This is a genomic window from Variimorphobacter saccharofermentans, from assembly GCF_014174405.1.
Lineage (GTDB): Bacteria > Bacillota > Clostridia > Lachnospirales > Lachnospiraceae > Mobilitalea > Mobilitalea saccharofermentans.
Genome location: NZ_JACEGA010000001.1, coordinates 533065 through 547395 on the forward strand (window position 1 = coordinate 533065; position 14331 = coordinate 547395).

Below are 14331 nucleotides of genomic sequence, written 5' to 3' on the forward strand. Positions count from 1 at the left end.
AGAATATGAAGTTAAGCATCATCAGCTTTACTCAAAATGGAATAGTTCTTTCTAAAAATATTGCGAAGCTATTGGATGGAATAGAATATACATTATATACCAAATATAAGGCCTGTTGTCAGGAAGAACAGACAGTACGATTTGTCACTCAAAGCATCGGAGAATGGGCAAAAGAGCAGTTTGAAGAAAGAAATGCCCTACTGTTTATTGGAGCCTGTGGAATTGCAGTCAGAGCGATTGCGCCTCATATTACGGATAAACTCCACGACAGTCCGGTTCTGGTAATGGATGAAAAAGGAGAATATGTGATTCCGATACTGTCCGGTCATGTGGGTGGTGCCAATGAGCTTGCGGTTTCTTTAGCAGAGAAAATGGGAGCTAAGCCGGTTATTACCACAGCAACGGATATTCACAATCAATTTGCAATTGATTTGTTTGCAAAGAAAAATGGACTCACTATTGTGAATAAAGATGGCATCGCAAAGGTATCATCAAAGGTATTGTCAGGGAAGCGTATTACCATGGCAATTGAGCATGGACATTTTGAAAAAAATGGAAAGCTGCCCGGAGAAATAGAATTGGTAGAATATCCGCCCTTACAGAAGGTTGATGTTGTGGTCACTTCTGAAAACAGGGAATTTGATACAACAATGCTTCTTGGAGCAAAGGAATATGCAATTGGAATTGGATGTAAAAAGGGAAAAGAAGCAGAAAAAATAGAAGACTTTATTATGAGTCATTTGCAAAGAGCCAGAATTACTCCTATGCAAGTATTCGGGATGGCATCCATTGATGTAAAACGGGATGAGCCGGGACTTCTTGCATGGAGTAGAAAGGAAAAAATTCCATTTATCACATATACAGCAGAGGAATTAAAATCTGTAAAGGGAGATTTTCATAAGTCAGAGTTTGTAAAGGAACAGGTTGGAGTAGATAATGTCTGCGAGAGGGCAGCAATGAAAATGTGCGAACTTGGAGGTAAATTAATCTATGAAAAGCATGCAGAGGATGGAATGACGATTGCCATTGCAAGAAGAGAATGGAGAGTGTACTTTGATGGAGAATAAAATATATGTGGTCGGAATGGGACCGGGGAAGGAAGAAATGATGACGGGAGAGGCACTGTCTGTATTGGATCAGGCAGATGTGCTTATTGGCTATACTGTTTATCTACAATTACTTGGAGAACGCTTTCAAGAGAAAGAAAAGATGTCCACTCCTATGCGACAGGAAACAGAAAGGTGCAGGCTTGCTTTTGAAGAAGCAAAGAAGGGGAAAAAGGTAGCCTTAATATGCAGTGGCGATGCCGGCATTTATGGAATGGCATCGCTTATGTATGAAATCGGGAAGAACTATCTTGACATAGACATTGAAGTAATTCCGGGTATTACGGCAGCTAGTAGTGGAGCAGCAGTACTGGGGGCACCACTAAATCATGATTTTTGTGTGATTAGTCTGAGTGACCTTCTGACACCGTGGGAGAAAATTGAAAAAAGGCTGATTGCAGCTGCAAAAGGGGATTTTGCAATAGCAATTTATAACCCATCCAGCCATAAGAGGAAGGACTATTTACAGAGAGCCTGTGATATTTTGCTTGCGTTTCTGGAAGAGGAACGAGCCTGTGGTTATGTGGAGAACATCGGAAGGGAAGGAACTAAGGCTGTAACCTGTACCTTGAAAGAATTAAGAAATCAAGAAGTCAATATGTTTACTACAGTGTTTATCGGAAATGCAGGAAGTGAAATTATAAACGATAAGCTGATTACAAAGCGAGGTTACCAGATTGAACGAGATACTAATATTTGCGGGAACAACTGAAGGAAGAAAATTGTCTGAATGTCTGGCATCATCCGGAATTACTCATACACTCTGCGTTGCAACGGAATATGGAGAGATTGTATTAAAAGAGAATCCTTTTATGACGGTTCATCGTGGAAGAATGAATGAAGATCAAATAAGGGAATTTATTCAGAATGGTAAATTTGAAGCAGTCGTAGATGCAACGCATCCTTATGCTGACATTGTTACTGAGAATATCAAAACGGCAATGAAAGGAATGAATATACCATATCTGCGGTTAAAAAGAGAAATGAACCTTTCGCAGAAGGAGGAAAATGTACTTTATTTTGAAACGAATGAAGCGTGTGCAAAAGCATTAGAAGAAATTCAGGGAAATATTCTGCTTACCACAGGAAGTAAGGAATTGAAAAAATACTGCGTTTCTGAGGATGTAAAAAGCAGGCTTTTTGTAAGAGTCCTTCCGGGACTTGAAAGCCTGTCACTTTGCATAGAGCAGGGGATGAAAGGAAAACAGATCATAGCAATGCAGGGTCCATTTACAGCCGAAATGAATGAAGCTATGATTCGCCAGTATGGTATTTCATGCCTAGTCACCAAACAAAGTGGTGCATCTGGTGGTTATTTTGAAAAGCTAGAGGCAGCAAAGAAAACAGGAATACCAGTGTTTGCTATTGGACATCCGGGGGAAGATGAAGGGTATTCTTTCCATGAAGTATGCAGCAAATTGGAGAAAATCTGTCAGCAAAAGATACAGATAAAAAGTGATATGGAAATTACGCTTGCCGGGATTGGTATGGGAAGCTGGAATTGTCTGACAAAAGAAGTTTGTGAGAAGATAGAGGAAGCAGACATTTTGCTTGGGGCAGAGAGAATGCTGGAGCCCTATAAGCCAAGAATGGAGAAAAAAACGTTTTATCTGGCGAAACAGATTATTCCGTATTTGCTCGAAGTTCAGATGAGACATCCTATGGAGAGCTTGAAAGTAGTCGTTCTGTTCTCCGGAGATAGTGGTTTTTATAGTGGGTGTCAATCATTATATCATGCTTTGCAGGAAGAAATAAATGTAGGGCAGTTAAAAGCTAAGATGCAGGTTATGCCGGGAATTTCTTCGGTAGCTTATCTGGCGTCCTGTATTGGGGAAAGCTATCAGGATGCGGCTGTTTACAGTATGCATGGAAAAGAAATACATAATCTGGCTCGCAGAATCCAAACAGAACAAAAGACATTTCTGATTATGTCCGGTGTGAAAGATGTAAACAGGCTGGGAGAATCTCTCATAAAAGCAGGGATGAATGACTGCGAAATTATTACAGGTTATCAAATGTCTTATGCAGAGCAACAGATTATAAGAAGGACACCGGGTGAGTGCATAGCGCTGAAAGAGGAAGGGCTATATACTTGTTTTGTAAAGAATCCCAATGCAATACGAAAGAAACTAACCCATAGCACCGCTGACGGAGAATTTATCAGAGACAAGGTTCCCATGACAAAGGAAGAAGTAAGAGAAGTCAGCATCTGTAAATTAAAATTGTGCCAAGGTGCAGTTGTTTACGACATAGGGAGCGGAACAGGCTCTATTTCTGTGGAGATAGCAGGGCTTTCTCCTGATATACAGGTATATGCCATTGAACAGAAGAAAGATGCTGTGTCTCTCATTCAGCAGAATATGGAGAAGTTTGAGCTTGAGAATGTAACGGTGATCGAGGCAAAGGCACCGGGAGGGTTGCAGAATCTGCCGAAGGCAACACATGCATTTGTAGGTGGGAGCGGAGGATATTTAAAAGAGATATTGCAGGCATTGTATGAAATAAATCCGAATATGCGGGTTGTCATCAATGCAATCAGCATGGAAACAATTTGTGAATTAAAAGAAATACAGACATTGTATCCGATAGAAAATGAAGAAATTGTTCAAATGCAGGTCAACCGGGCAAAAGAAGCAGGAAAGTATCATTTGATGCAGGCAGAAAACCCGGTGTGGATCTGTTCATTTGACTTTCGTAAAGAGTGAGGTCTGATATGAAACTGAACCGAATTATGATTGCTGCACCGGGGAGCGGAAGCGGCAAGACAACGATTACCTGTGCTTTGCTAAAGGCACTGAAGAACAGAGGAGAACAGGTAGTTTCTTATAAATGCGGACCGGACTATATAGATCCCATGTTCCATGAGAAGGTAATTGGCATCCTTTCCAAAAATTTGGATACTTTTTTTACCGGAGAAGATGTGACCAGAGAACTTTTTCTGAAAAACAGGACAGAAAAAGACGTTGTTGTGATGGAAGGAGTGATGGGGCTTTTTGATGGACTGGGGGGGATCAAAGAAGAAGGAAGTTCCTATCATCTGGCAAAAGTTACAGAAACTCCAATTATATTAGTAATTGATGCAAAAGGGATGGGACGCTCTGTGATACCCATAATAGCTGGTTTTCTGGAATATGATAAGGAACATCTTATTCAAGGAGTCGTTTTAAATAGGATGTCAAAATCTTATTATGAAATCATAAAACCTCTGATAGAAGATGAATTAAGGATAAGCGTACTTGGATATTTTCCGGATCAGAAAGATATTTATATAGAAAGCAGACATTTAGGTCTTGTAATGCCAAATGAGTTAGCAGATATACAAAAGCAACTGCAAGTTGTTTCAGAAGAATTGGAAAAGACTGTAGATATAGAGGCAATTGGGCATATAGCAGAGCAGGCAAAAGAACTCTTGCTTGTGCAGAAGCTGGTGAACGTAAATAGTTGCTTTAATCATAAAGGAAGTAACAGACCGGTGATTGCAGTTGCAAAGGATGAAGCCTTTTGCTTTTATTATGAAGATAATTTATTCATGCTGCAGGAAAATGGTGCCAAGATAACATATTTTTCTCCCTTGCATGACACAAAATTGCCGGAACGTTGTGATGCCCTGTTAATTGGCGGTGGATACCCGGAATTGCATGCAGACGAGCTGAGCAGGAATGTTAGTATGCGTAATGCAATCAATCAGGCATTTAAAAAGGGAATGCCTATTGTGGCAGAGTGTGGTGGTTTCATGTATTTGCATGATGCGATTACAGATAAGAATGGGATAAGTCATACAATGGTTGGAATTATTCCGGCAACTTGCAGCTACAAAGGAAAATTAGTACGTTTCGGTTATGTAGAAATACGGGAAAAAAAGAGTTGCTTTTTACCAGAGGGACAGCTTATAAAAGGGCATGAGTTCCATTATTTTGACAGTACCAATAATGGAGAAGGTTGTATTGCTAAAAAGCCAACTACAGGTAAAGAGTATTCCTGTGTGATGGCAGGAGAAAACTATTGGATGGGCTTTCCACATCTTTATTATCCATCGAATCCGTTTTTTGCAGAAAGGTTTGTAAAAAAGGCAGAGGAATATAAGAAAAGAAAGGATCCTGCATAAATGGAAAATTCGCATCGATTTTTTGAAAATAGAGAGTGTAAATATTTTCCCTGCCATAAGGGATTGGAGGATTTTAACTGTCTGTTCTGTTATTGTCCTTTATATAATAAGGAGAGTTGTCCGGGAAATCCTAAGTTTATAGAGAAAGAAGGACGAATGGTAAAAGTTTGTACAGATTGTACATTTCCGCATCAGCCGGAAAATTATGATAAGATTGTGCAGATATTAAAGAGTAGGTAAAAATATGACCCTTCAACAGTTGAAATATGTGATAACAGTGGCAGAAACAGGAACCATTACAGAGGCTTCAAACCAATTATTTATCTCTCAGCCAAGTCTGACCAATGCTATTCATGAATTAGAAAAAGAGATGAATATAGTTATTTTTAACAGAACCAATAAGGGAATCAGCCTATCCAAAGAAGGGGAAGGCTTTTTGGGATATGCCAGACAGGTATTGGAACAGGCAGCAATTCTCGAAGACAAATATAAAGGGAGTGGCGGTGGGAAGAAACAGTTTTGTGTATCAACACAGCACTATTCCTTTGCAGTCAATGCCTTTGTGGATCTGATCAAGGAATACGGGCAGGAGGAATATGATTTCAGTCTCCGGGAAACGCAGACCTATGAAATTATAGAGGATGTGGCAAGGCTGAGAAGTGAAATCGGGATTCTGTTTCTAAATGATTTTAACCAGACGGTTATTAATAAGATATTGAAATCATATGATTTGGAATTTCATTTGTTGTTTATTGCCAAACCTCATGTTTTTATCAGCAGAAGTCATCCTCTTGCAGAAAAAAAGGTAATTACGAATCAGGAACTGGAAATATATCCATACTTGTCCTTTGAACAGGGAGAACATAATTCGTTCTATTTTTCGGAAGAGATATTTTCCGAATCCGAGAGAAAGAAAAATATCCGTGTAAGAGACAGGGCAACCTTGTTCAATCTTTTAATTGGATTAAACGGATATACTGTATGTAGTGGTGTGATTGATAAGAAACTGAATGGAAGTGAAATTATTGCGGTTCCCTTAGCTGATGAAAGTGATATGCGGATTGGGTATATCACCCACAGAAAAGGAATTATCAGCAGACTGGGCAATTCCTATTTGGAGGCACTGATGAAATACACAACAGGGGGACAGAATTTATGAAATGGATGATAGCGTCTGATATTCACGGATCAGAATACTATTGTAATGAATTACTGGAAGCATATCAGAGGGAGAAAGCAGACCGGCTATTACTGCTTGGAGATATTTTATACCATGGTCCGAGAAATGACCTGCCAAGAGAGTATCATCCTAAAAAAGTGATTGAACAGCTAAATGCATACAAACAGGATATTATTTGTGTGAGAGGAAACTGTGATACGGAAGTGGATCAGATGGTGCTGGAATTTCCTATCATGGCAGATTACTGTGTGATAGCGGATGGAGAAAGACTGATTTATGCAACCCATGGACACCATTTCCATGAGAAGAATCTGCCACCGCTTCATAAAGGAAATATCTTGCTTTGTGGTCATACCCATGTACCCAAATGTACAGAGTATCCGGATTATATTTATATGAATCCGGGGTCTGTATCCATTCCAAAAGAAGAAAGCTGGCATGGATACATGATATATGAAAACGGCAGATTCATATGGAAGGATTTACAGGGAAAAGAGAAAATACGATTTCCAAAAAGAACATTAGAATCACGGGGAAGGTATAATGAATGTGGTAAGGATGGAAAGGATATTTACGGGATAGAGGAAAAGGCAAGAAAACATATGCGAACAATAGAATAAAAATGTGAAAGCATGATGTTCATAGTTTGAAACTATGAGCAACATGCTTTTTTTAGTATTATGCGATCGAGATGGTATCATTTATAATGCAGAGAGAAAATCAATAATAGAAGAGGAGACAGACGATGAGTAAAATAATGACACCTTATAGATTTGATTTTGTGGGAAGTTTTTTAAGACCACAGGCACTTAAGGATGCAAAGGCAGCATATCAGGTTGGAAAAATCAGCAAGGATGAACTAGATAAGGTTGTAAATGAAGAAATTACTAAAGTGGTAGCAAAGCAAAAGGAACTGGGCTTTCATGTAATAACAGATGGTGAATTCAGAAGAACATTCTGGCACCTTGATTTTATGTGGGGCTTTGAAGGAGTAGCTCATGAGAATACCGGAAACGGCGTGAAATTCAATGCGGAACTGGCAGTACTTGATGACACTTATCTTGTAGGAAAGATTAAGGCAAAAGCACATCCCTTTGTGGAATATTTCAAATTTTTGAAGCAATTTGAAGATGAGAATACAGTTGCCAAATATACCATTCCTGCTCCGGCACAGTTTTTCCAGCAGATGATCGTACCTGCAAATTATGAAACCACAAGAAAGTTTTATGCTACAAATGAGGAGTTGATTCAGGATATTGGTGTGGCATATCAGGATGTGATTAAGCAGTTTTATGATGCAGGATGCCGTAATCTCCAGTTTGATGATTGCACATGGGGCGCAATCGTGGGAGATGCTGCAAAGCAGAGGTATCAATCTCTTGGTATTGATTTAGAGGACGTAAAAGCGAAGCTTCTTGCAGTTAACAATCTTGCTCTGGAAGGCAGACCGGATGATATGGTGATTACTTCACATATCTGCCGAGGTAATTATCATTCAACCTATTTCGCAAGCGGTCCTTACGATACTGTTGCCGATTATGTATTTGCCAAGGAAAATGTGGATGCACTCTTTCTGGAATATGATGATGAAAGATCCGGTGGCTTTGCACCTTTGGCAAAAGTTTCCGGAGATAAAAAGGTCGTGCTTGGACTTATTACTACAAAATTACCTGTATTGGAGGATAAGGAAAAGGTTATTGCAAGAATACATGAGGCAGCAAAGTATATTCCGCTTGAAAGACTGTGTTTAAGTCCTCAATGTGGATTTGCATCCTGTGAAATCGGCAACAAGCTTACCGAGGAAGAACAGTGGGCGAAACTTAAGTTAGTAAAAGAGATTGCAGAAGAGATTTGGGGAAAATAGAATTATATGTAACCTGTGAGCTGGACGAAAAATACGTTCCGGCTCACACTTTTATGCAAACCTAATCAATCTATGTATAGATGAGGAGAAAAACTTTATGTTTTTGTAAAAAATGGATTGTATCTTGTTACCTGAAAGTTTTGGGAACAGGGCAATTGGTATTAATGCTGATATGGGAATGAACGGGCATATAAGTCCTTTCTGAACAATCAGCTTGATTGGTGTAATGATAATTTTGATGCGATTACAATAAAATTAGAGAAGCTGAATAAGATAGAAGGAGAAGGAATCATTTCGGCTACTGAGAGTGTTGTATTTAGTTTCCAAAACTATATTAAATAGGTATGGAAACATTTTTCGAAGGGAGAATCTTGCTTTTGTAGGGATTTTGTAGGGAATCTGTAGTAGTATTGTAGGGGGCTTGACACTTTTATTGTGATTTTTCCTGTGATAACATTATCATAGACAAATGAGACATGAAACGCAGATGCGTCAGCTCATTTGTTTCTCTTTTGCAAAAGAATACGGACTTAAAATGAAGCGTCAGCTCATCATCGAAAGGTGGTGGATATGGCGCTTTTTTCATGTTCGGAAATCAGATGACGATCTGAAAGAACAATACTGGAATAAGGAAGAGAGGAAAAAATGGATTACGAAACATTCAAACAGGAAATGACAGAGGATCTGAAGCAGAGGCTTTACGAGAGAGGCGTTGAGGATGTTGAGATGAGCTTCCACAATGTAGAAAAAGCAAATCAGCACTATGAGTCCTTGACCGTGCGTCAGGAAGGAAGCAATGTTGGAGTCAACTTCAATATTGAGAGTGCCTTTGCTGAATATGAGCACACCGGAGATTATGCTGGTGTTCTTGCGGAATCAACACACGCTATCATGCAGGGACTTGAGAATGTCCCTTCCGTTGATACATCCGAGCTTACCAATTATGAAGCAATGAAGGAAAAGCTCTCCATTGAAGTGATTTCAGCGGAAACAAATGCAGAGCTGCTTACAAAGATTCCTCATGAAAGCATGGAGGACATGGCGGTTGTATATCGTTTTGTGCTTGAGAGCAATGATACCGGCAGAGCATCTATTCTGGTAACCAATGACATGATCGATCACATGGGAGTGACCCATGAGCAGCTGAAAGCGGATGCGTTAGAGAACGCACCGGAGATCAGACCGGCGGTTATCCAGGGAATGAGCGAAGTCATGAGAGAGATGATGGGACCGGAAGCATTTGAGATGTTTGGTCTTCCTGAGGAGCAGGAGGAAATGATGTATGTTGCATCGGTTCCGGATAAGAACTCCGGTGCCGGGGTACTTGCCTATCAGGATTTTATGGATCAGGCAGCTGAGAAGCTTGGCGGAGACTTCTATATTCTCCCCTCATCGATTCATGAAATTTTGTTGGTACCTGATAACGGAGACAAGGCGGCAGACGATCTGAGAGATATGGTAAGGGAAGTCAATGCTACCCAGGTAAGTCCTGAGGAAAAGCTTACAGACAATGTGTACCATTATGATTCCAAGGAGCATATCTTTGAACTTGCGGAGAAGTTTGAAGCAAGACAGCAGGAAAAAGCCGAGACTCAGATTGATGAGAAAACCGAGGAGCACGGGTCTGTGTTAAAGGATCTGAAGGACAAGCAGAAGGAAGTAGCTGCAAAGCCTCCGGTAAAGGATGCGGCAGAGAAGGCAACAAAAGCAAAGGGCGGGGAAGTCCTCTAAAACAATCATAAAGTGTCAGCTTATGGCGATTGCCATAGGTCTGGCACTTTTTTGATGGAAAGGCAAGGTAATACAATGTCAGGAACATATATTGAGAAAAACAGAACAGGGGCTAAGCCACCGGTCAGCCATCCGCAAAACTGTAAAGAGGAATGTCCTTATGGCTATGACAAAGCATTTTGTTTTCCGTGCTATAAAAAGCTGATGGAAGAGATGCGAGGTAAAAGAAAGGGATAGCCATGGGATTTGATTACTTTTATGAAGATCAGTCCCAGCAGTTTGCTTTTTACCGGATACCGAAGGTCCTTTTTACTGATGCAAAGTTTCAGGGAATATCCACGGAAGGAAAGGTACTGTACGGACTGTTACTGGACCGAGTATCGCTTTCCAGGGATAATGGCTGGATTGATGAGGAAGGGCGGGTATATATCGTTTTCACTCTGACTTCCATCCGGGAAGCCATGAACTGTTCCGAAAAATCAGCAATCAAGTATCTTTCAGAGTTGGAAATGTTTGGGTTGATAGAGCGTATTAAGCAGGGTCTGGGAAAGCCGGCACTGATCTATGTGAAGAATTTCTTAGACCAGCAGAATTTACAGGTCAAGGCCTGTAAAGATTACAGGTCTGGTACTGTAAAAGTTACAGGTCAGGACCTGTATAATCTACAGCCTAATAATACTAATAACAATAATACTGAATATAGTGATACTTATCCTATCCTATCCGGGGATGAGGAGCGGATGGGATATGAAGCTTACCTTAGGGAACAGCTGGAAATATCAGTCCTAAAGAGCAGGTATCCTTATGATTCGGATATGATTGATGGCATTCTGGAGCTTATGCTGGACATTTTGTGTTCAAGGAGAAAGATGATCCGGATAGCCGGAGATGACAAGCCGGCAAATGTTGTAAAGGGAAGATTCATGAAACTGGACATGGGACATATTGAGTATGTGATGGACTGCGTCCGGGAGAATACCACGAAAGTCCGCAGTATTAAGCAGTATCTGTTGGCTGCATTGTATAACGCGCCGGCTACCATGGATGGTTACTATCGTGCGGAAGTTAATCACGATATGGCCACAGGAAAAATATAGACCAGGAGGGATTGGTTAAATTGAATGATACAGAATTTATTTTGGGCCGTTTGGAGAAGATAGCGGCAAATCTGGAAGAGATTGTCAGTATTCTGGCACCGGAGCAGGCAGCAATCTATGTGGATGCATCGCAGCAGGTGAACTTCATCGGGATGGAAGATGCAATGGGAATTCTGGATGGCTTTGGAAAGAACAGTGCTTCCGAGATGATCGGAAAGACGGATTATATTCTTGTCTATGATGCAAGAAAGAAGCTGCTCATTGACGGAGAGGCATATGTGCCTGCCGGGTATCTTGTGATGAAATCGGATTATGGATTAAAGGGGCTTGATGAGAGTGATATCAGTGCAGTCATGGCTGAACTTAGAAGCAGAATCTGTACGCTTGCACTCGGGCAGTACCGGATCCAGAGCTACAGGCTGGGATAGGAGGATTTTATGAATAACAAACCATGGGCTTATGTTACATCTGCATGGAGTGCGGACCGAACCAAAGCCAAAAGATCTGCAAAGAGATATTGCAGGAAACTGTATGAAGCAGGCTACACACCAATCTGCCCATTATTGTCATTGCCGGAGGTAATTGACGTAAGCAATGCGGATGAATATAAGGATTATCTGGATATGTCAGAGGATATGCTGAGACGTTCCAGGATTCTTGTGGTTTGTGGAGCCGCCGTAAATGAAACGGTGTTGACGGATATTGCGATTGCAAATCGCTTTCACGTGGCATCATCCACCATGAGGGGAGTCCTTGGTGTGGATAAGAGCAGAAAAGAAGAATAGATTTGTGAAAGACAGCCTTTGAGCTGTTTTTTTGATGGAAGGAAGTGAGAAAGCTGGTACATGAAGAAGTAAGCAAGGAGACCGCGGACAAGTCCGTTCGTATTGCAGTCAGAGTATCCAAGCCCACGCTGAAACTGTTTATGAAGGCACTCAGTACAGTGGTAGGAAAGCCGACAAAGGCGGTCGGGAAAGCAGTGGGTGAAAAAACCCATCCGACAAAAGGAAAGCAGTCAATCAAGACTCTGGTTCGTCAGGGCCAGGGAGTCTCGTCCATTCCGCTTGCCGATGAAGGGTTTAAGGATTTTCAGAAAATCGCCAAAAAGTATGGTGTTGATTTCGCAGTCGTAAAGGACAAGAAAGCGGATCCACCGGTATACACCATATTCTTCAAAGCCAAGGATATGGATGTGATTACAAAAATCTTACAGGATTATGCAGACAAGCAGGTAAGGAAGGGGTCAATGGAGCGCCCGAGTGTACTTGAAAAGCTGAAGAAATTCAAGGAGATTGTGGCAGCGATTCCAAGAAAAGTGGCAGAGAAAAAGAAGGAGAAGGTGCGATGAATATGAAACAGTTAAAAAAGCAGCTGATCCTGAACATTCCCTATATTGTTCTGGGACTGGTTGCTACCAATCTGGGAGAAATGTGGCGGCTGGCGGTAGGTGCCAATGCGTCTGAGAAAGTGCAGAGCATTGTACTGGATGGACTGATTTCAAAGGCATTTTCCAATCCGTTGCCAAGTTTATACCCAACAGACCTACTGGTAGGTATTGCCTGTGGTGCAGCACTCAGGCTAGCAGTGTATCTGAAAGGGAAGAATGCAAAAAAGTTCCGGCACAATGAGGAGTACGGTTCTGCCAGATGGGGAAAGCATGCAGATATCGAGCCTTTTGAGGATCCGGTGTTTGCAAACAATGTGATTCTGTCCCAGACAGAACGGATCACTATGAGCAGCAGACCGAAGATCCCGAAATACGCCAGAAATAAGAATGTTCTGGTGGTCGGTGGTTCCGGTTCCGGTAAGACGAGGTTTTTTATCAAGCCGAACCTTTTACAGATGCATAGTTCATATGTGGTGACTGATCCGAAGGGTGGTCTGATCAATGAAGTGGGAAATGCACTTTATAAGAACGGATACCGGATGAAGGTATTCAATACCATCAATTTTACAAAATCAATGCATTATAATCCATTTGCCTATCTCCATTCTGAGAAGGATATTCTGAAACTGGTAACAACACTGATTGCCAACACAAAAGGCGAGAGCAAAGGCGGAGACGATTTCTGGCTGAAAGCGGAGACACTGCTTTACACCGCATTGATTGGGTATATCCATTATGAGGCTCCGGAGGAGGAACAGAATTTTTCTACCCTGCTTGAAATGATCAATGCAATGGAAGTCCGGGAGGATGATGAAGAGTTTAAGAATCCGGTGGATCTGATGTTTGAGGAACTTGCAGAGCAGAACCCGGACCATTTCGCTGTTAGACAGTATGCCAAGTATAAGCTGGCAGCCGGAAAAACAGCCAAGTCCATTCTGGTTTCCTGTGGTGCAAGACTGGCACCCTTTGATATCAAGGAACTCAGGGATCTGACCGCTTATGATGAACTGGAGCTGGACACCCTGGGAGATGAGAAGACTGCCCTGTTTCTGATTATGTCGGATACGGATGGCACTTTCAATTTCCTGATTTCCATGATTTATACGCAGATGTTCAATCTCCTTTGTGAGAAAGCAGATGATGTGTATGGCGGAAGATTACCGGTGCATGTGAGATGCCTGATCGATGAGGCGGCCAATATCGGACAGATCCCGAATCTGGAAAAGCTGGTGGCAACCATCCGAAGCAGGGAAATATCAGCATGCCTGGTATTGCAGGCAAAGTCACAGCTGAAGGCAATTTATAAGGATAATGCAGATACCATCATCGGCAATATGGATTCCCAGATTTTCCTTGGTGGTACCGAGCAGACAACCTTAAAAGACCTGAATGCAATTCTTGGAAAAGAGACCATCGATATGTACAATACCGGACAGTCAAAGGGTTCCCAGGAAAGCTACAGCATGAATTACCAGAAGCTTGGTAAGGATTTGATGACAATGGATGAACTGGCGGTCATGGATGGCTCGAAATGTATCGTGCAGGTCCGTGGTGTAAGACCATTTCTGTCCGACAAGTATGATCTGACGCAGCATCCGAATTACAGGCTGACGGCAGATTATGACAAGAAGAACTATTTTGATGTGGTGAAATTCTTAAGCCATACACTGAAACTGAAAGCAGATGATGAATATGAAGTCATCGACTTAACAGAGTAATCAGCTCTTGCCATCCGGCGATAAAGGCCGGAAGATAGGGGCTTTTTATTATGCCTGGAAACGGGCGATATGCGCGCATAGCCGGATGCCACTGCAGGGGATCCGGCACGTAACTGTAAACTGCCTCCCTGGTCGGGGCAAAG

14 protein-coding genes and 1 pseudogene are annotated in these 14331 nt (G+C 41.6%); all 15 read left to right on the top strand.

Features of this window, described 5'->3' with window-relative positions; genetic code table 11:
- The first annotated feature begins 5 nt into the window (after window positions 1-5).
- Entirely contained in the window at window positions 6-1067 is a 1062-nt protein-coding gene (locus H0486_RS02430) for a cobalt-precorrin 5A hydrolase (RefSeq protein WP_228351493.1), read from the top strand.
- The gene (gene cobJ, locus H0486_RS02435) at window positions 1057-1818 is read left to right on the top strand and encodes a precorrin-3B C(17)-methyltransferase (RefSeq protein ID WP_228351494.1); all 762 of its coding nucleotides are present in this window, start codon (window positions 1057-1059) and stop codon (window positions 1816-1818) included. The genes H0486_RS02430 and cobJ overlap by 11 nt, the downstream gene beginning before the upstream one ends.
- On the top strand, window positions 1784-3811 hold the full coding sequence (gene cobK, locus H0486_RS02440; protein WP_228351495.1) for a precorrin-6A reductase: 2028 nt from the start codon (window positions 1784-1786) through the stop codon (window positions 3809-3811). The genes cobJ and cobK overlap by 35 nt, the downstream gene beginning before the upstream one ends.
- Before the next feature lie 8 nt (window positions 3812-3819).
- Window positions 3820-5211 carry a cobyrinate a,c-diamide synthase gene (locus H0486_RS02445; protein ID WP_228351496.1) on the top strand — a complete coding sequence of 464 codons (1392 nt, stop codon included), beginning with the start codon at window positions 3820-3822 and terminating at the stop codon, window positions 5209-5211.
- The gene (locus H0486_RS18630; RefSeq protein ID WP_228351497.1) at window positions 5212-5451 is read left to right on the top strand and encodes a cysteine-rich small domain-containing protein; all 240 of its coding nucleotides are present in this window, start codon (window positions 5212-5214) and stop codon (window positions 5449-5451) included.
- Window positions 5452-5455: 4 nt separating this feature from the next.
- Window positions 5456-6370, top strand: coding sequence for a LysR family transcriptional regulator (locus tag H0486_RS02455; protein WP_228351498.1), 915 nt, complete (start codon window positions 5456-5458; stop codon window positions 6368-6370).
- Window positions 6367-6885: pseudogene (gene yfcE / locus H0486_RS02460) on the top strand (phosphodiesterase); the annotation flags it as partial. The gene H0486_RS02455 and the pseudogene yfcE, both read left to right, overlap by 4 nt.
- Window positions 6886-7136: 251 nt before the next feature.
- Window positions 7137-8255 carry a 5-methyltetrahydropteroyltriglutamate--homocysteine S-methyltransferase gene (locus H0486_RS02465; protein ID WP_228351499.1) on the top strand — a complete coding sequence of 373 codons (1119 nt, stop codon included), beginning with the start codon at window positions 7137-7139 and terminating at the stop codon, window positions 8253-8255.
- Between the two features lie 645 nt (window positions 8256-8900).
- Window positions 8901-9986 (top strand): DUF5688 family protein, encoded by a 1086-nt coding sequence (locus tag H0486_RS02470; protein WP_228351500.1) that lies wholly within the window; start codon window positions 8901-8903, stop codon window positions 9984-9986.
- 75 nt (window positions 9987-10061) lie between these two features.
- Window positions 10062-10223 (top strand): hypothetical protein, encoded by a 162-nt coding sequence (locus H0486_RS02475; protein ID WP_228351501.1) that lies wholly within the window; start codon window positions 10062-10064, stop codon window positions 10221-10223.
- Window positions 10224-10225: 2 nt separating this feature from the next.
- Window positions 10226-11083 (top strand): DUF6017 domain-containing protein, encoded by an 858-nt coding sequence (locus H0486_RS02480; protein WP_228351502.1) that lies wholly within the window; start codon window positions 10226-10228, stop codon window positions 11081-11083.
- Window positions 11084-11103: 20 nt separating this feature from the next.
- The gene (locus H0486_RS02485; RefSeq protein ID WP_228351503.1) at window positions 11104-11511 is read left to right on the top strand and encodes a hypothetical protein; all 408 of its coding nucleotides are present in this window, start codon (window positions 11104-11106) and stop codon (window positions 11509-11511) included.
- A gap of 9 nt (window positions 11512-11520) precedes the next feature.
- Entirely contained in the window at window positions 11521-11868 is a 348-nt protein-coding gene (locus H0486_RS02490; protein WP_127067693.1) for a DUF7768 domain-containing protein, read from the top strand.
- A 44-nt stretch (window positions 11869-11912) separates the two neighbouring features.
- Window positions 11913-12431, top strand: a complete 519-nt coding sequence (locus H0486_RS02495; protein ID WP_228351504.1) for a PcfB family protein — start codon at window positions 11913-11915, stop codon at window positions 12429-12431.
- Window positions 12428-14188, top strand: a complete 1761-nt coding sequence (locus H0486_RS02500) for a VirD4-like conjugal transfer protein, CD1115 family (protein ID WP_228351505.1) — start codon at window positions 12428-12430, stop codon at window positions 14186-14188. Before H0486_RS02495 ends, H0486_RS02500 begins: the two co-directional genes overlap by 4 nt.
- Window positions 14189-14331: the final 143 nt, after the last annotated feature.

What these genes read in the sequence shown, in the direction of transcription:
- H0486_RS02445 (WP_228351496.1), top strand. Translation starts at nt 3,820, where the DNA reads ATGAAACTGAACCGAATTATGATTGCTGCACCGGGGAGCGGAAGCGGC.
- H0486_RS02480 (WP_228351502.1), top strand. Translation starts at nt 10,226, where the DNA reads ATGGGATTTGATTACTTTTATGAAGATCAGTCCCAGCAGTTTGCTTTT.
- H0486_RS02430 (WP_228351493.1), top strand. Translation starts at nt 6, where the DNA reads ATGAAGTTAAGCATCATCAGCTTTACTCAAAATGGAATAGTTCTTTCT.
- H0486_RS02465 (WP_228351499.1), top strand. Translation starts at nt 7,137, where the DNA reads ATGAGTAAAATAATGACACCTTATAGATTTGATTTTGTGGGAAGTTTT.
- cobJ (WP_228351494.1), top strand. Translation starts at nt 1,057, where the DNA reads ATGGAGAATAAAATATATGTGGTCGGAATGGGACCGGGGAAGGAAGAA.
- H0486_RS02475 (WP_228351501.1), top strand. Translation starts at nt 10,062, where the DNA reads ATGTCAGGAACATATATTGAGAAAAACAGAACAGGGGCTAAGCCACCG.
- H0486_RS02490 (WP_127067693.1), top strand. Translation starts at nt 11,521, where the DNA reads ATGAATAACAAACCATGGGCTTATGTTACATCTGCATGGAGTGCGGAC.
- H0486_RS02470 (WP_228351500.1), top strand. Translation starts at nt 8,901, where the DNA reads ATGGATTACGAAACATTCAAACAGGAAATGACAGAGGATCTGAAGCAG.
- H0486_RS02500 (WP_228351505.1), top strand. Translation starts at nt 12,428, where the DNA reads ATGAATATGAAACAGTTAAAAAAGCAGCTGATCCTGAACATTCCCTAT.
- H0486_RS18630 (WP_228351497.1), top strand. Translation starts at nt 5,212, where the DNA reads ATGGAAAATTCGCATCGATTTTTTGAAAATAGAGAGTGTAAATATTTT.
- H0486_RS02455 (WP_228351498.1), top strand. Translation starts at nt 5,456, where the DNA reads ATGACCCTTCAACAGTTGAAATATGTGATAACAGTGGCAGAAACAGGA.